Source organism: Lactobacillus sp. ESL0228 (assembly GCF_003692825.1).
In the GTDB taxonomy this organism is placed as follows: Bacteria; Bacillota; Bacilli; order Lactobacillales; family Lactobacillaceae; genus Lactobacillus.
Genome location: NZ_REHJ01000011.1, coordinates 117,247 through 134,846 on the forward strand (window position 1 = coordinate 117,247; position 17,600 = coordinate 134,846).

Genomic DNA, 17,600 nt, shown 5'->3' on the forward strand with positions numbered 1-17,600 from the left:
TCCACTTTTTTAAATTCGTAAAAATTTAGCTTAAATCTGCCCCATTGGTTGAAATCACTTGTTTATACCAGTCAAATGACTTCTTCTTGAAACGATTGAAAGTTCCTTTGCCTTCATCATCCTCATCAACATAGATAAAGCCATAACGCTTGGACATTTCACCTGTTGAAGCACTGACTAAATCAATACAGCCCCATGGTGTGTATCCCATTACATCAGCACCATCATCAATTGCTTCAGAAATTGCCTCAATATGTTGGCGCAAATAGTCAATTCGATAATTATCAGTTACATAATGATTTTTATCAGGCTCGTCAACTGCTCCTAAACCATTTTCAACAATAAATAGTGGCTTTTCATAGCGATCAGATAATTGGTTGAGCGCAATTCTTAAACCAGTTGGATCAATTTGCCAGCCCCAATCACTTGATTTTAAGAATGGGTTCTTGACGCCACCCATTAAGTTGCCGTTAGCCGTTTCTTGGTTTTCATGAGTTACATCAACAACAGATGACATGTAATAACTGAAGCCAATATAATCAACCGGATATTTAGCTAATAAATCAAGCTCTTCATCTGTATAATCAAGATCGGATAGCTTGACGCCCTGCCGAGCTAGTAAGCTCTTAGTATAAGCTGGATAATGTCCTCGAACTTGAACATCAGCACAGAAGAAATTATTAGCTTGATTGTCCTGTAAGGTTGCTAATTGGTTCTTAGGATTTGAATCATAGCTGTAAGTTGTTGCATACAGAATCATACAACCAATCTTCATAGCAGGATTTAATTCATGACCTATCTTAACTGCCTTTGAACTGGCAACAAATTGATTGTGCCAAGCTTGATAAATATTCTTTTTGTCTAAGGCGCCATTACTTACAGTTAATCCCTGGCTCATAATTGGAAAATGTGCAGCACTATTAATTTCATTAAAAGTCATCCAGTATTTAACTTTATCTTTATAACGAGTCAAAACAGTTTGCGCAAAGCGTTCAAAGAACTCAATTAATTTTTTGTTCTTCCAGCCACCATATTGCTTAATGAGGTTTAGTGGTAATTCGTAATGTGAAATAGTAATTACTGGTTCAATATGGTTCTTTAAGCACTCAGCAATTACTGCATCATAAAACTTAAGACCATCCTCATTAGGTTGTTTTTCGTCACCATTGGGAAAAATTCGAGACCAAGCAATCGAAAAACGATAGCATTTAAAGCCCATCTCTGCAAATAAAGCAATATCTTCTTTAAAATGATGATAATGATCAATCCCAACGTGGTTTGGATAAACCCGCTTAGGATCAATCGAAAAATCAAAATCAGGAGAAGCAATAATCTTCATTCGATCTTTTCCACCTGGTAAAACATCAGGTAATGATAACCCCTTACCGCTTTCTTGATATGCTCCTTCAAGTTGGTTAGCAGCAGTTGCGCCACCCCATAAAAAGTTTTTAGGAAAATTATTAGTATTCATAGCAAATCTCCTTTCATTAACCGCTTATTCTAGATCAAGCAATGCATCGCCGAAGTTAACATCGCCACTAGCAAGTACCTTTACATCATGATAATTATTTGAATTTGTAACAACAATTGGTGTTGTAACCGTGAATCCAGCTTCTTTAATTGCTGCTATATCAAATTCAATTAAAGGTTCACCTGCCTTAACTGTTTGATCCTTCTTAACTAAGATTGTAAACCCTTTGCCATCTAATTCAACTGTATCCATTCCAATATGAATCATTACTTCAGCACCAGTGGCCGATTTAAGACCAATAGCGTGTCCCGTTGGAAATACCATCATAACTTGACAATCAAATGGCGCACAAACTTTACCTTCTGCTGGTTCAATCGCTACACCTTTACCCATTGAGCCACTAGCAAAAACTTCATCTTTAACTTCAGATAACGGCAATACTTGACCAGTTAACGGAGCAACCAGCTTTTCTGCCTCATTATATGTTACTACAGCTGTTTTAGTTGTTGCCCCATTTTCATTAGCCGGTGCTTGAGTACCAGCATCAGCAGAAGTTGTTGCACCAACAAGTGGTTCATCAACGCTACTTTTACCAAACAGCATTTGTAAAATGAAACCAAGAACTGTCGCAACGGCCATGGCAATCATTAAGCCGTAAACTCGACCATCAACACCATTTTTCCCAATTGCATCAGGAATTGAGAAGATGCCCATACCAGCCATTAAGTAAACTTTAGTACCAAAGAAACCAATCATTCCACCACCAATAGCAGAAGCTATACAACTAAGGATAAATGGTCTTTTACGCGATAAAGTAACTCCGTAAATTGCTGGCTCAGTTACACCAAAAATACCAGAAACAAAAGCAGGAATCGCAATACTACGAGTTTTTTCATTCTTAGTTTGGAAAATAATTGCTAAAACAACACCGGTTTGCGCAAATGAAGCAGCTAAAGATAATCCTAAAATCGGATCATATCCCATAGCGGCAATATTGGTCATCATCACAGCTACAAAGCCCCAGTGGACACCAAAAATCACAAAGACTTGCCAGAAAGCACCCATTAAAATACCAGCTAACAGTGGACTAAAGTTGTAAAGCGCACTAACTATAGCTGCAATTGCATTACCAAGCCACGTAGCCACCGGTCCGATGACTAAAAAAGTAACCGGAACAGTAATCAAAAGAACAACAAATGGTACTAAGAAAGTCTTAACAACGTCAGGAATAATCTTCTTAGCCAATTTTTGAACTTTCGAAGCAAACCAGATTGATAAAATAATCGGAATAACTGATGAAGTATAATTCATCGAAATTACAGGTATACCTAAGAAAGTCATGTGAACGGGAGCCTGTAAAATTGTGCCCTTGAAAACAGTAAATAGTGCCGTCTTACTACTTGCCATGGTCACAATTGTTGGATAACAAAGTGCCGCGCCAATTGTCGCTCCTAAGTATTCATTAATGCCAAACTTCTTAGCAGCAGAAATCCCCAAAATAACAGGTAAGAAATAGAATAAACTATCGCCAATTGCATTTAAAATAATGTATGTTCCTGAATTGGCTGCAACCCAGCCAAAAGATAGAAACATAGCATTAAAGCCCTTAATCATTCCAGCTGCACATAGAGGTCCTAAGATTGGATTGAAAATGCCAGAGATTAAATCAATAAATCTATCAGCTAAACTCATGTTGCTGTTATCAACATAATCATCACTAACTGTGCCACCATCGCTAAAGCCACCAACTTTAATTAAAGTATCATAGACATCAGCAACGTTATTACCAATAACAACTTGATATTGACCACCAGATTTAACTAATGAAAGTACTCCATCAGTCGCTTTCATCTTTTCGTCATTTGCCTTTTTCTCATCTTTCAATTTGAAACGCAAACGTGTCGTACAATGCACCACGCTGGCAACATTATCCTTACCACCAACGTTGGCGATAATTTCTTGACTTAATTCTTCGTAAGCCATATCTTCCTCCATCTAAAAAATAAAAACCCGCGAACTCAAAGAAGACTCCTTGTTAAGACAACAATAGAATTTTCTTTATGTTCTCGGGTTAATGCCTGTAAACAGTAACACACCGTTCAAACTTTGATTAATTATTGATTGGACCTTGACCTGAATTTTTGGCTTGCTTGTTACTTTGTCGATGAGTAACTCGCCAAACATGAAGCGTTAAATAAACCTCATCATCAGGTTGCAATTTCCAACCAGCTTGATTTGATAAATAAGTGCCGATCTTTAAAACTGTCTCATATGCTTTATTGTACTTAACTTTCATTAATTCAAGCAAAGAATGATCAAGTTCACTACCAGTATCTTCATCACCAATTGGATAAAGATGCCGTACCATAAATAAACGCAAATGAGTCATAAACCGACTGAAATTAAAGGATTCGGTATCAAGCTGCATGCCATACTGATATTCGATTATCTCAACTACTCCACGGATCAGTTTGGTAATTTTTACAGTATCCTGCAACTTGGTTTGACTAGAACCCGCATTAATGAAGTGATAGGTTAAATAAACTGCTTCCGATTGTGGAAAAGCTAGATTCGTTTTTTGTTCTATCAGCTTTAATGCATCTTTAGCAACACCATACTCTTTAGGAAAGAGCTTATTCATTTCCCAACTTAATGTGTCTGGCCCCAATTCAAACCTTTCATCAGTTCTTTTAAGCATAAAATCAATATGATCAGCTAAAACCATATACTGATAATCAGAAAACTTTACTTGCAGTCGCTTTGAAACTAGATCAGTAACAATAGAAGTTAAAGACAAGGTTCGTTGATCAATATCTTTGATATTATCAATCATTTTAATATTTTTCTCAACCGCAACAAAACGACGAGTAATTTTTTCTTCGTCAATGGCATCACCTGGTTTTTTGCCAAAGCCAATTCCATTACCAATTACTACCCAATCGACACCAGATTTATCCGACACCAAAGCAGCGTTATTGTTAAAATTTTTACGAAATTTCACTCAGCATACTCCTGTCCCAATAAAAAAACCTATGAGCAGCACAAAAAACTTGTTGTTCATAGGTTCATGCCTGATCGAATCAGTAACACACTTATTTACTTATAAAATTATACATCATTGTTAAAGCGATTTCAATACTTATTTACGTATTTTTCATCAGCATTTATTTAGTTATAAATATTTGTACTTAAGCAAAATATATATTTTAATATTAATTACTACTTTTTGTTCCCACCAAATAGAAAAAAGGTTTACTTTAATGACCACGAAGACACAAAATTATTCGTTAAAACAACGCTTTTTAAATTCAATTATTGTTTTATTCTTGGGGATGCTCTTTTATTTGGGTATCACATTAGTATTTTTTGGCTCTGGAATTGGTAATGCATATCTTATCAAAAATAATTCCGAAAAAGCTAGCTCCAATCTAACAGCCCAAAAAATCCGCAAGAATCAACAGCATAAGACTACTTATGATGCCAGTAAAACTGAATCTGTTAGTACCGTTAAGCTAATTAAATCACAGTCTCAAAAGGCATATAGTATTGGGCAGGTTTCAATTCCTGCTGTTAATATTCATGTGCCGCTATTTGCTGGATATGGCAAAAACAATCAAAATTTATCATATGGTGTCGTTACTTGCCTTCCTAATCGATCCATGGGAGGGAATAATAATTATGTTCTTGCCGGACATTATATGGGTTCAGCCAATGCAGCGGTTCTAGATAATCTGCACTTAACTAAACCAGGTGATCTTGTTTATATCACAGATTTACGCAACATCTATCTTTATCGCATTAAAAAGATTTCTGTAGAAATCAAACCTAACCAAATTGAAGTAGAAAATAATGTCAGAAACAAACCAATGATCACATTAATAACTTGTTCTGATTTTAATACATCAAAATACGGCTATGGTGCTAATCGAACGGTAGCTCAGGGAAAACTGGTCGGTCAAGCCAGCGCTAGTATAACCAATCTAAGGATCGCTGAGCTAATTAAATCTAAGAATAAGGCCTATAGTGCCAAAAACAAGCTAATTTTAACAAATAAAAAAGTCATTCATAAAAGCTGTCCTCGGGCAGCTGCTCAACCCAAGTTCTATCAAAACCAGTCCTTTATTAAAATTTCAATTATCACATTCAATATTATTTTTCTAATTATCATTAGTTGGTTACTTATAAAAATTTGGTAATCGACTAAATTTTCATCATTAAGTTTGCTTACCCCTAAGATCATCACGCCACAATATTCTAAGCTCGAAATTAATGGTAATGGCTATGATCTATGAATTAAGACTATCAAACAATCGATTCATAATAGTCTATATTAGATAATCTAATTTTTCAGGCAAAATAACATGGCATTCAAAATTATTATGGATTTAACACTCCAAACCAATATCACAGTTTATTGTTGCACAAAAAAGAAGAAGAAATACATATTATTACTTTTACATTTGACGTGATTCAGTAGATAGTCATGAACTACCTATAACTTCTTAATTATTGATAAATAATTAACAGTCGAGAACCATAATTAGCTATTAATTTTAATTGCAATCTTATATTTTATACTTATAAAAAATTAATTAAATTATAGCCAATAATAAACAACTCAAAAGAAAAGTCAGTAAAAATGTGATCAAAATTCGCAATATTGAGAGACAATTTAATACATCACTAAAAAACGTATGTAATTTCCAATATTAATCTGAAGAGTGATATTAACAAATTTTTAAATATAAAGAAAAGCTTATGTCTTTTTTATCCAAATAAAAAACCTATTGATTGGATATCATAGGAATATCTATCAACAGGTTTTATCACAGAGCCTTAATTAAACATCAGTTTAACTATCAGCAATATTTTTTAATAATCAAACAAATTTAAGAACTGACATGAAAAGAAACTATTTAAGTTTATAAGTATACTTATTAAAAAGGCTAACTTGATTAATTGTATCTATAGATCAACATTTATGAATTAATCTTGTTTTTTCTTGCGTTTAAATCCTAAACCACCTATTAGTGTCATTAATAAAGCAATGATTCCACTGAAAGTAAACAAGTTTTTTTCTTTTTGGTTGCTGCCCGTTTGCGGTAGCATTGAATTTTTATTTACTTTATCATCCGGTGGAACTGTTAACTTGTTGCTCATTAAACGTGGGATTGTGACCAATTGGTGGTTACTTGCATTAGCTAGGTCTTGCTTTGATTTTTCCGATGATTGTTGTTGCTCACGCTTTTCCCATATTGACAGATTGCGACGATGCTTATTTGGCAGTATCAATTGCTTTTGTTCATTACTTGGTTCTGTTTGATGACTGTGACGGTTCTCAGGCGCCGATGACTGATTTAAATCAGATTTATTTGGCGACATAGGACTTTTATGACTAGGTTGTAAGGGATTAGGAGCTGGCTTGGTGATTTTTTCATAAATATAATAAATATTTTGTGCGGTGTCGCTAATTGTACCGGTTTTGTTACCTTTAACTTCTTTTAACTGATAATCTGAAAACTTTTTTTCTTGACTTGTATATGGATCACCAATTTTACCATTAATTATAATTGGTTGAATTAAATCATTCCCAGTTGTATCTTGATAATGAATTGTAACAGCTTTCCCTTGTTTAGGAGCTTCTCGATGGTTAAAGGCAACAGTATAAGTAATGTCACCAGTTACATTATCAGGAATTGAAATGTTTTGCTCATTATTTAAAGGTAAATTTGATTTTGAGGAATTTAGTACATATCCTTTAGAAATTAAAGAATTGACGATTTGATTGTATTTTTCTTTATACTGAATTATAGTTCCGGGTACAATATCTACTTCATCTGCTTCAAGTACCGAATTATTATCTAGATCGATGTAATTAATTGTCGCCTTAGAGGAAGTAGGAATTGAAGGATCAGGAGCTGGCTTGGTGATTTTTTCATAAATATAATAAATATTTTGCTCAGTGTCGCTAATTGTACCGGTTTTATTACCTTTAACTTCTTTTAACTGATAATCTGAAAACTTTTTTTCTTGACTTGTATATGGATCACCAATTTTACCATTAATTATAATTGGCTGAATTAAATCATTCCCAGTTGTATCTTGATAATGAATTGTAACAGCTTTCCCTTGTTTAGGAGCTTCTCGATGGTTAAAGGCAACAGTATAAGTAATGTCACCAGTTACATTATCAGGAATTGAAATGTTTTGCTCATTATTTAAAGGTAAATTTGATTTTGAGGAATTTAGTACATATCCTTTAGAAATTAAAGAATTGACGATCTGGTTGTATTTTTCTTTATATTGAATTATAGTTCCGGATACAATATCTACTTTATCTGCTTCAAGTACCGAATTATTATCCAGATCGATGTAATTAATTGTCGCCTTATATAACGATTGTAAATTATTATGTACATAGGTATCAGCATCTGTTTCACCATTATAGTTAGCTGCTAGATTAGTAGAGGATATTTTAATTGTACCTTTAGGATGTTGTATAGTACCGCCTTTGACACGAATCCAATCTTTTGGTGTATCTAAACCGGTTCCTGAAATAACGGAATCTTTGCCTAGAACAAAAACAGCTAAATCTTTAAGTCCACTAAGCATATTCTCTTTATAAATAACTTGATGCATTGAAAAACTACTAAGGTTTAAATATTTTAAACTGAGATCATTGTAGAACATATAACTCATACTTAATGCTGAGGTTGTGTTAAAAGTGCTCAAGTCTAATTTTTCTAGTTTTCCACAATTTTTAAACATTGAATTCATATACACAACTTGACTAGTGTTAATGTCGGGAGTTTTTAAGTTAGTTAAATTAGTACATCCACTAAACATATAGCTAGTATCGGATGCAACCTTGCTTTCAAAGCTACTCAAGTCTAATTCAGATAATTTAGTACAACCATCAAACATATGCATAAAATAGACAATCTTTTCACCTCCGAAATCTTCAAAAGTAAGATTTGTTAAATTAGCACAATTTCTAAACATATAACTTGAATCAACTGTTTCGATAGCTTTAAAGTTGCTTAAATCTAATTTAGTTAAACTACTATCACCGTCAAACATATACTGCATGTACTTAACTTTACTTGTATTAAATTTATTTAAAGCAAGTGTGGTCAGATTAGCATCATTACTGAACATCCGATCCATTGCCCCACAATTGCTGGTATCAAGAGAACTTAAATCAAGAGATTGAAGAGAGGAATCATTAGCAAACATTCCAGTCATATGAGTAACTTGTGATGTATCTAAGTTGTCTAGATTTTTAATTGATTTCAAATTTGGTAGATTAGCAAACAAATTATTTGCTTTGCCCCAAATTTTTATTTTATCAGCAATATTGATAGATTCAATATCTTGATAGTGTGGTATATTGGAAGCAATTGGATCAGGATCAGTTATACTTCCACCTTTATTAATAGTTAATGCTTTTGTTTGATCATTATAAGTTACTTTTAGACCATTCCAAGTATTATTACTCGGCTCCTCACTTTGACTGCTAATTTTTGTATGATCTTTTTTGTCGTTTAATTGAGGTTGTTGCTTAGATTGTTCAGTTTGACTTAATCGTTGAGCAGTAGATTCTTTATTGCCAGAATTAGTAGTAATCTGATCTGCAATCAATTTTACCTTAGCAACCTGATTATTTTGATTTTGACTGGATTCGTGATTATCTATAACTTTATGATCATTGACTTGGCTTTCTTTATCGGTAACCGTATCCGCCTTTATTTCCTTAACATTGGGATTAGCTAGAAATAAAGCAGCGCTTAAAACAGCACCGGCAATACTAACGTTAACTTTACCTAGATGCGAAAATTGTTTTATAATAGCTGTTTGTTCATTTTTCATAATTTGACCATTTCTAATAACCATCGGTTTACTAATCTTATTTAATTAAAGTTAGTATAGATATGTTTTTCTTCATTATAAAAATGATTATGTTACGTGTCAAACGGTTTTAATTCCATAAATATAAACAATTCAATTATGTATTACAGTGTTATTTATTTTAACAGTTTGCCGTAAGTAAGTAGTTTTTATAAATACTGCAAAACTGTTTTAAATTATCTTTTTCTTTACATGCCCATAAGTTAGGAAAGCAAACAAGATATTCGTTAATTATATTACTATAAAATCATAATATTATAACGCAAAATACAATATATTATTTATAACAAAATTATATATTACACAAGTAAATTTTTAAAAAAGATTATAGATACTTTAATAAGTTATTTTATTTTTAAATTATTTACGTTAACTAAATAGATTAAAATTACTATTGTAATAACATTTATCTGGTTTAAAAGAAAGATTCATTATTTGTAGTTTCTTTAAGCTATCAATTTACCGCCGCATTATGATAAAAAGAAACATAAGTTTTTCTTTACATTAAAAAACTGTTGATTCCACTTTTCAGATTCACATCAGAAATTGTTTATTGTTTTAAATTGTCGCTCAATGTTGAAGATCATGACCTCATTTTTACTGATTTTCTTTTAATTTGCTTCATTAAGTTAAAACTAAGGTCCATCATGTAATCTTAAAACTTGATTATTATGTCTACTATGCTTAGTCATCACACTAACAACGGTCATATCTTTGTTAATGTCTGCCACTATTCCAGTGCTAATGACAATTTCCCATAATATACATTAGACTGAATAAGAAACGAATTATCTAACAAGATTGTGGTAAGCATGCTATAGCAAAAAAGCAATCTGGTAGATAAACATTGTTCCTCTCATTTTAATAAGATTCGACTACCAAAATATTTACAATGAATTCATCTGAATTATAAATGCCTAAACTTTTGTTATCTTTCATAAAAAGATATCATTATTCTAAATACATTTGTCTTAACTGAGTCAGATCAGCACTATTAAATCCTAATTCCTTTTCAAAGAAAGTAGCAAAATCGCCCCAGCCACCACGAATAGTTTCAGTAATACCACGAATAGCAATACCTTCGCCTTTAGTAACATTCATCTTAGCGACCATCTGTGTAATTTCATCATTGCTGGGCAATTGACGCGAAACAGCAAAGTCATAGAGTTTATTAGTTAATAAATAATCGCGAGCAATTGTATCGTCACCGACTTCTAAAGCCATCAAAATTAGTGCTGAGACCATCCCCGTTCGGTCTTTACCTGCACTGCAATGGTAGACCAATGCCTGATCTGGCTTTAGTTTCAATAACTCGGTAAATATTTGAGCAAACATCTCCCGACTATGTGAATTAAGCAATGTTTGCTGATAAATTCGACCAATAAAATTATTATTCAAATTGGGAATGTGATGAAGAAAGCGATAAATGTGGTGGTTACTCTGACTTCCTGACTCATTTTCATCATATATTGGCACATCAACGTATTTAACATTTGACCAATGTATATCTGGAGAAGATTTTTTCTCGTACTGGGAACGCAAATCGCAATCAACTGCAATTCGTAATTGAACTAATTTAGTTTGATCAGTTGCAGTCAATGAACTAAGCGAATCAGACCGATAAATTTTATTCCATTTAACTTTCTGGCCATTTTCATTTTGATAGCCGCCAACATCTCTAAAATTCAACGGCCCATCCAATTTAATAATTCGATCATGTACCAATTAACTCACTCTTTCTTAACTCAAATATCAAATTCATTCATCATGAGCAAAAATCTGCGTTGCCTTAACGGCTCTTTTCCAGCCTTGATATAAACGGTTTCGTTCGCCATCATCCATTTGACTTTCAAATGTCTTACCGACAACAAAAATATCTTTAAGCTCATCAACATCTTTCCAATAACCCACGGCAAGACCTGCTAAAAAAGCCGCCCCTAAAGCAGTCGTTTCCAACATTTGCGACCGCTCAATTTTTATTCCTAAGAGGTCTGCTTGAAATTGCAATAAATAATCATTATTTGATGCCCCGCCATCGACACGCAAGGTAGGAATTTGAATTCCGGAATCAAGTTGCATTGTATCAACTACATCTCTAGTTTGATAAGCTAACGATTGGAGCGTGGCCTTGATAAAATCATTTCTATTTGTTCCACGTGTAACTCCAAATACGGCACCTCGAGCTTCTGAATCCCAGTACGGGGCGCCAAGTCCTGTAAATGCTGGAACAACATAAACCTCATTTTCAGATTTTGATAAACTAGCCGCTTTCTCCGACTCTGCTGCCGTTTTAATCATTTTCATTGAATCTCGTAACCATTGAATGGCACTACCAGAAACAAAAATCGATCCTTCAAGTGCATATGTTATTTTACCATCAAGTCCATATGCAATGGTTGTAAGTAAATTATTATCTGATTCGGTTGGCTGCTCACCTGTATTCATTACAATAAATGAACCTGTTCCATAGGTGTTTTTTACCATACCCTTTCTCAATGCCAACTGTCCAACTAAAGCCGCTTGTTGATCGCCTGCAATTCCACATATTGGAACTTTCTCACCAAAAAAAGTATAAGACTTGGTATAACCATAAATTTCAGAATTTGATTTGACTTTGGGAAGCATTTCTTTAGGAATATTAAGCAAATTCAAAATATCATCATCCCATTGTAAATCATGAATATTGAATAGCATTGTTCTAGAAGCATTAGTATAGTCCGTCACATGAACTGTGCCATCAGTCAACTTCCATAACAACCAGCTATCAATAGTTCCAAACAACAAGTCACCTTGCTCTGCGCGTTTCTGTGCCCCGTCTACATGATCCAAGATCCACCTTATTTTGGTTGCACTAAAATAAGGATCAATGATTAATCCCGTTTTTTTATGAATCATTTGACTATAGCCATTATTTTTTAAATTTTCGGCTAATTCGGTTGTCTGCCGTGATTGCCATACAATTGCATTATAAATAGGTTTACCAGTTTTTTTATCCCAAATAACTGTAGTTTCTCTTTGGTTGGTGATTCCAATACCTTTAATTTGTTCAGGACGAATTCCGGAATTGATAATCGCATTAGCAATTGTCGTTTGTACTGCATGCCAAATCTCTTCAGCCTTGTGCTCAACCCATCCAGGTTGAGGAAAATACTGCGGAAATTCTGTTTGCGAAGAAGCAATCTTATGACCTTGATGGTCTATAATCATCGCCCGTGTCGAAGTAGTACCCTCATCAATTGCCATAATGTAATTTTTTGCCATAAATTGTCCTTTCTTAAGAAAGCGATTTACTATAATTTTACTACCTAAGCCCACTTTTACAAGAAATAATTATAGCATGGGATCTATTTTTTAAGTTATACTGTGAGCATCAAGCTTTGATTAAAAAGAGGATAACAAAATTATGAAAAAAGAAATAATTACCTTAACAATTGCTGGAAACGATAGTGACGGTAGTGCAGGAATGACCGCAGATTTACATTCATTTTATGCTCGCGGAGTTTATGGCATGGGGCTCTTAACTGCCGCTGTTGCTGGAAACACCACGGGAATCTACGCCCAAGAAGTAATGCCCATTTCATTTATTCAAAAGCAATTTGATGTTCTAAATGATGATTTTGCAATTTCAGCTCTTAAAACTGGAATGCTGGCTAATAAAGAAATTATTACTTGCGTTGCAGCTAACTTGCGTAAATATGATATGGGTAAGATTGTCATTGATCCTGTTATTATGACTAAACATGGCAATACCCTGCTTGACGATGACGCTTACCAAGCTTTCTTAGATGAACTACTACCACTTGCTGATATCATTACACCTAATTTTTATGAACAACAAAAATTAACAGGGCTTTCTTTGGATTCAAAAGAAGAAGTGCTGATGGGGGCAAAAATGTTACAAGCAATGGGAGCGAAGAATGTTTTAATGAAGGGGCGCCACGATAGTCCTCACCAAACCCGAGTAACCGATGTACTGCTGGCTGCTGACGGTCAGGTTTATGAATTTACTAAGCCGTTTATTAATACTGAACGAATTAACGGCACAGGCGATACCCTATCAGCAGTTATTGCTGCTGAACTTGCCAAAAAAATGTCAATTATTGACAGTGTTAAAATTGCTAAAGATTTTACTTATGAAGCAATCGCTCATCCAATTGAAGTTGGCTCAAAATATGGTCCAATTAATCATTTCGCTGCCCAAGAAGATATTGAATAATTATCTTTTGCTCACGCTTTACCTTTAGGATATACTTTAACCAAAGAATAGAGGTAGAGATAAAATGGCAGATAAATCAATTAAAATTGCATACTTATACGAAGACCTAATGAATACCTATGGTGATTCTGGTGATGTCAAAATTATTCGCTATTTACTAAAAAAACAAAATTATACAACTCAAATAGATAATATTTCTTTAAACGATAGCTTTGACGCTTTTGACTATGACTTTGTTTTTTTTGGTGGTGGCCAAGATTTTGAACAAACTGTAGTTGCCAAAGACTTACCACGTCATAAAGATACTTTAACCAACTATATCAATAGTGACGGCCCAATGTTAGGTGTTTGTGGGGGCTATCAATTAGTTGGTTCTTATTACAAAACTAATTCTGGCATTACAATTAAAGGACTAGATATCTTACCCTTCCACACCGTTTTTAAGTCAGATAAGCGAATGATTGGTGATACTAGGTATCTGAGCGACTGGGGTGAAGTTAGTGCCTTTGAAAACCATTCAGGACAAACATATTTTGATGATAAAGAAAAACTGCATCCTTTAGGCAAAATGATTGAAGGTTATGGTAATAACCCCCAAGATAAAGTCGAAGGGCTACGTTATCATAACTTTATTGGTACCTATTCTCATGGACCATTATTAAAAAACCTTAATGTCGCCCAAGCAATTGTTGACATGATTTTGGCTCGGCATGAAAAACGACTTGCGGCTCAATAAAAAAACTGAACTACTAGCTAGTTCAGTTTTTTATTACCATCGCTCTTTTGCGTAAGCCATTTGCCAAAACTGTAATTCGTAGTAGCTACTGCGAACAAAAGCTGTTTGCATCATTTGACGATCAGTTACGGTGGCTTGACTAGCCAAAGTATTTATTAATTGCAAAATATGCGTCACATTGACCTCATACCAGTCACTATCATAAGTATCTATCCATGTTTGATAGAGTGTTACGGGTGAGCCAACTTTAGCTAATTTTTGCCCAATTTCTTGATACAACCAATAACAAGGAACAATTGCAGCGATTGCTGGAGCAAAGCCATCACGTTCGAGTGTCAGATACATATGATTGACATAATTATACGCAGTAGGCGCAATCGCTGTTTGTCTAATTTCCATTGGAGTAATTTTTAATTCCGTAAAAAAATCACTGCGGACAGACCATTCGCAAGCTCTAAGATCTGCTTCACTCTGCAATAAAAATTTTTTAATTTGCGGATTACCTGCTTGTTCAGCTAATAGATGATGGAACTTACTAAATTCAACTAAATAATACCGATCCTGCAGTAAATAAAACCGAAATTTTGTTAACGGTAGTTGGCCACTTTGTAATTCTGTAATGAAAGGATGCACCAGACTTTTTTGCCATATATTTTGTGCTGCTTGATGCAATTGCTGCGTGAAACTCATTAATTTGCCTCTTTTCTACTTTATTAATTTTATTCTTATTTTATGCCTATTTTTAATTGTCTTAAACTTAAAAAGTCATTATAATAGAAAGCGATAACACGAGGGGAGCCCCCATCAAGGCTGAGATGGAACTACGTTCTAGACCCTTTGAACCTGTAAGCTAATTCTTGCGTAGGAACGTGTCAATAACCGTTAAGCTTTGACACATGATAGTGTCAAAGTTTTTTATTTACGCAAGTAGGCTAGTGCAATTGTTGGAGGTTGAAATGAAGTTAAATATTCTCAATGAATTACGAGAAAAAAATCCGGTTGTTTTAAATGCTGCTAATTTTGTCACCGTTCAAGATGTTGCTAATAGTTTAAATGCTATTGGTGCTTCACCAATTATGAGTAAGGAAATTGCCGAAGCCGAAGAAATGGTTAAGATGGCTTCAAGCGTCACCCTTAATCTCGGCACTTTAACCCAGTTGCAAATTGCCCAAATGAAAAAAATAGGCGCTTTAGCTACCCAAGATAAAAAGCCTATCGTATTTGACCCTGTCGCTGTAGGAGCGGTTAATTATCGTCTGCAAACAGCGCAGGCCCTCCTCCACAGATTTCCAGTTAGCATAATCCGTGGTAATGCTGGTGAAATTGCAGCTTTAGGGGGTTTTGAATGGAATGCCCGAGGGATTGATGCTGGTTCGGGTTCAGGTAATCTTGACCAAATCACCCAAAAAACGGCTCAAAAATTGGACTGTGTTGTTATTGCTAGTGGTGCAACAGACACAATCAGCAATGGCAAGAAGATTGCACATGTTTACAACGGCACCCCGCTATTTCAAGCCCATGTTGGCTCAGGTGATGTACTATCTAGTATTGTGGCAGCTTTTGCAGCAGTTGGGACTGATCCATTTGAAGCAGCTCAAACTGCCACCTTGGTATTTGCAGCTACTGGCGAATTACTAGCTAAAGGCCAGCCAGAAATTGGCCCTGGCACGTTCGGTATGCATCTGATAGACTACTTGGCTAAAGTTCAAGTTGCCGATATTGAAAAAATAGCAAAATTTGACTAAAGGACGACTTTTTATGACTGAAAAAATTAATTCTTTCCCTCAAGTATTAACAATCGCTGGGACCGATTCTGGTGGTGGTGCTGGTATTATGGCTGATCTTAAGACTTTTCAAATGCAAAAAGTTTTTGGTACAGCAGTGGTGGTAGCAGTTACCGCACAAAATACCCTTGGTGTACAAGACTCTTTTTTAATACCATTAGAACTAATTGATGCACAATTTACCTCACTTGCCGCTGATTTTAAGATTCGCGCCTGCAAAACAGGAATGCTTGGCGATGCAGCTCACGTGCATCAAGTTGCTCTTAACCTAAAAAAGTATGATTTTGGTCCCATTACAATTGATCCTGTAATGGTAGCTAAAGGCGGTGCACCCCTGCTAAGTAAAGATGCTGTTAAAACTGTCAAAGATGAACTTTTACCACTTGCAGATTTAGTAACACCCAACTTGCCCGAAGCTGAAGTACTGACGGGAATTAAGGCAAGCAGCGAAAAACAGTATCCAGCATTAGCTCATGCCTTACAAGAGATGGGTGTGAAAAATGTTCTAATCAAAGGTGGTCATGCTGAAAATGAACTAGTACGCGACTATGCCCTCTTAGCCGATGGTACCGATTTTTGGATTAGCAGTCCACGTACCCACACCAAAAGAACTCACGGCACCGGTGACACTTTAGCTGCAACAATTACAGCTCAGCTCGCTCACGGTCAAACTTTAAGTGCTGCAATTAAACTTGGTAAACAATACGTAGCCAAAGCTATCGCAGAAACCATCCAAGTTGGCCATGGTCACGGACCACTTAATCATTGGGTAAAAATAAACTAGGAGAAATTATGCAAAAATTTGATCCCACACAGTTAACCGCATATTTTGTCTGTGGAACACAAGACCTGCCCGCAAACAAAAGTCTACCAGAATTAGTAGAAGAAGCTCTCAAAGCTGGCATCACTGCTTATCAATTCCGTGACAAGGGTCCTAAATCAACTTTGAAACAAAGTGACCGCTTATCAATGGCCGAAGAACTACACCAACTTTGTCAAAAATATGATGTGCCATTTTTTATCGATGATGATGTTGCTTTAGCCAAAAAAGTTCACGCTGAAGGAATCCATGTTGGTCAAGATGATGAAGATATTGCCCAGGTAATAAATGAAGTAGCCGGCCAGATGATTGTGGGATACTCATGTTCTACTATGACAGAAATTGCCAAAGGCGACTTTATTACTGGCATTGATTATTATGGCAGTGGTCCAATTTTTACCACACAATCAAAAGACGATGCTGATCCAGAAATAGGTCTTACTGGTTTAGCTAAACTAGTCAAGCGCACTAGTAGACCAATCGTTGCAATTGGTGGCATTAAGGTTACAGATTTACCAGCAATTGCCCAAACTAATGTAGCTGGCGCAGCAGTTATTTCAATGATTTCCCAAAGTAAGAACATTCAAAAGACTGTTACAGCAATGCTTACCACCAATTGGCAGCGACAATAATAGCTGTTAGCTTCTTCCTCGTTATTTAAAGCC

Annotated in this window: 13 protein-coding genes and 1 riboswitch; of the genes, 6 read left to right on the forward strand and 7 right to left on the reverse strand. The window is 35.0% G+C overall.

The genetic code is table 11. From position 1 onward, the window contains the following. Positions 1–25: 25 nt before the first annotated feature. From F5ESL0228_RS07640 to F5ESL0228_RS07650, 3 genes are all read right to left on the reverse strand, one after another. The gene (locus tag F5ESL0228_RS07640; RefSeq protein ID WP_122023375.1) at positions 26–1,471 is read right to left on the reverse strand and encodes a glycoside hydrolase family 1 protein; all 1,446 of its coding nucleotides are present in this window, start codon (positions 1,469–1,471) and stop codon (positions 26–28) included. Positions 1,472–1,495: 24 nt separating this feature from the next. Beyond that, positions 1,496–3,454: a beta-glucoside-specific PTS transporter subunit IIABC gene (locus F5ESL0228_RS07645; RefSeq protein WP_122023376.1), complete on the reverse strand. Its 1,959-nt coding sequence runs from the start codon at positions 3,452–3,454 to the stop codon at positions 1,496–1,498. Positions 3,455–3,581: 127 nt separating this feature from the next. After that, entirely contained in the window at positions 3,582–4,472 is an 891-nt protein-coding gene (locus tag F5ESL0228_RS07650; protein WP_122023377.1) for a PRD domain-containing protein, read from the reverse strand. Between the two features lie 259 nt (positions 4,473–4,731). On the opposite strand from F5ESL0228_RS07650, the gene F5ESL0228_RS07655 reads away from it, so the two are divergent. Further along, positions 4,732–5,667, forward strand: coding sequence for a class A sortase (locus tag F5ESL0228_RS07655; RefSeq protein ID WP_233553583.1), 936 nt, complete (start codon positions 4,732–4,734; stop codon positions 5,665–5,667). A gap of 790 nt (positions 5,668–6,457) precedes the next feature. Here the strand turns inward: F5ESL0228_RS07655 and F5ESL0228_RS07660 are convergent. From F5ESL0228_RS07660 to glpK, 3 genes are all read right to left on the reverse strand, one after another. Then, the gene (locus tag F5ESL0228_RS07660) at positions 6,458–9,364 is read right to left on the reverse strand and encodes a MucBP domain-containing protein (RefSeq protein WP_122023378.1); all 2,907 of its coding nucleotides are present in this window, start codon (positions 9,362–9,364) and stop codon (positions 6,458–6,460) included. A 966-nt stretch (positions 9,365–10,330) separates the two neighbouring features. Continuing rightward, complete coding sequence (locus tag F5ESL0228_RS07665) at positions 10,331–11,104, reverse strand: tyrosine-protein phosphatase (RefSeq protein WP_122023379.1); 774 nt, start codon at positions 11,102–11,104, stop codon at positions 10,331–10,333. Positions 11,105–11,137: 33 nt separating this feature from the next. Next, entirely contained in the window at positions 11,138–12,640 is a 1,503-nt protein-coding gene (glpK, locus tag F5ESL0228_RS07670) for a glycerol kinase GlpK (RefSeq protein ID WP_122023380.1), read from the reverse strand. A gap of 142 nt (positions 12,641–12,782) precedes the next feature. Here glpK and thiD (F5ESL0228_RS07675) point away from each other — a divergent pair, with 142 nt between their 5' ends. Next, positions 12,783–13,595 (forward strand): bifunctional hydroxymethylpyrimidine kinase/phosphomethylpyrimidine kinase, encoded by an 813-nt coding sequence (thiD, locus tag F5ESL0228_RS07675; protein WP_369916874.1) that lies wholly within the window; start codon positions 12,783–12,785, stop codon positions 13,593–13,595. Between the two features lie 64 nt (positions 13,596–13,659). Further along, a complete protein-coding gene (locus F5ESL0228_RS07680; RefSeq protein WP_122019231.1) occupies positions 13,660–14,331 on the forward strand; it encodes a type 1 glutamine amidotransferase in 672 nt (223 codons plus the stop codon). Positions 14,332–14,364: 33 nt separating this feature from the next. Here the strand turns inward: F5ESL0228_RS07680 and tenA are convergent, their stop codons facing one another. Beyond that, positions 14,365–15,021, reverse strand: a complete 657-nt coding sequence (tenA, locus tag F5ESL0228_RS07685) for a thiaminase II (protein ID WP_122019233.1) — start codon at positions 15,019–15,021, stop codon at positions 14,365–14,367. 91 nt (positions 15,022–15,112) lie between these two features. Then, positions 15,113–15,216, forward strand: a riboswitch (TPP riboswitch). Positions 15,217–15,287: 71 nt separating this feature from the next. Here tenA and thiM point away from each other — a divergent pair. The 3 genes from thiM to thiE are packed head-to-tail and all read left to right on the forward strand — an operon-like array spanning position 15,288 to position 17,567. Further along, entirely contained in the window at positions 15,288–16,076 is a 789-nt protein-coding gene (gene thiM, locus F5ESL0228_RS07690; RefSeq protein ID WP_122019236.1) for a hydroxyethylthiazole kinase, read from the forward strand. 13 nt (positions 16,077–16,089) lie between these two features. After that, positions 16,090–16,899 (forward strand): bifunctional hydroxymethylpyrimidine kinase/phosphomethylpyrimidine kinase, encoded by an 810-nt coding sequence (gene thiD / locus F5ESL0228_RS07695; RefSeq protein WP_122019238.1) that lies wholly within the window; start codon positions 16,090–16,092, stop codon positions 16,897–16,899. A 5-nt stretch (positions 16,900–16,904) separates the two neighbouring features. Continuing rightward, positions 16,905–17,567, forward strand: coding sequence for a thiamine phosphate synthase (gene thiE, locus F5ESL0228_RS07700; RefSeq protein WP_122023444.1), 663 nt, complete (start codon positions 16,905–16,907; stop codon positions 17,565–17,567). The last annotated feature ends 33 nt before the right edge of the window (positions 17,568–17,600 follow it).

Excerpts from the sequence above, each read along its gene's own strand:
- F5ESL0228_RS07640 (WP_122023375.1), bottom strand. The coding sequence starts at position 1,471 with ATGAATACTAATAATTTTCCTAAAAACTTTTTATGGGGTGGCGCAACT.
- F5ESL0228_RS07645 (WP_122023376.1), bottom strand. The coding sequence starts at position 3,454 with ATGGCTTACGAAGAATTAAGTCAAGAAATTATCGCCAACGTTGGTGGT.
- F5ESL0228_RS07655 (WP_233553583.1), top strand. The coding sequence starts at position 4,732 with ATGACCACGAAGACACAAAATTATTCGTTAAAACAACGCTTTTTAAAT.
- F5ESL0228_RS07660 (WP_122023378.1), bottom strand. The coding sequence starts at position 9,364 with ATGGTTATTAGAAATGGTCAAATTATGAAAAATGAACAAACAGCTATT.
- glpK (WP_122023380.1), bottom strand. The coding sequence starts at position 12,640 with ATGGCAAAAAATTACATTATGGCAATTGATGAGGGTACTACTTCGACA.
- thiD (WP_369916874.1), top strand. The coding sequence starts at position 12,783 with ATGAAAAAAGAAATAATTACCTTAACAATTGCTGGAAACGATAGTGAC.
- F5ESL0228_RS07680 (WP_122019231.1), top strand. The coding sequence starts at position 13,660 with ATGGCAGATAAATCAATTAAAATTGCATACTTATACGAAGACCTAATG.
- tenA (WP_122019233.1), bottom strand. The coding sequence starts at position 15,021 with ATGAGTTTCACGCAGCAATTGCATCAAGCAGCACAAAATATATGGCAA.
- thiM (WP_122019236.1), top strand. The coding sequence starts at position 15,288 with ATGAAGTTAAATATTCTCAATGAATTACGAGAAAAAAATCCGGTTGTT.
- thiD (WP_122019238.1), top strand. The coding sequence starts at position 16,090 with ATGACTGAAAAAATTAATTCTTTCCCTCAAGTATTAACAATCGCTGGG.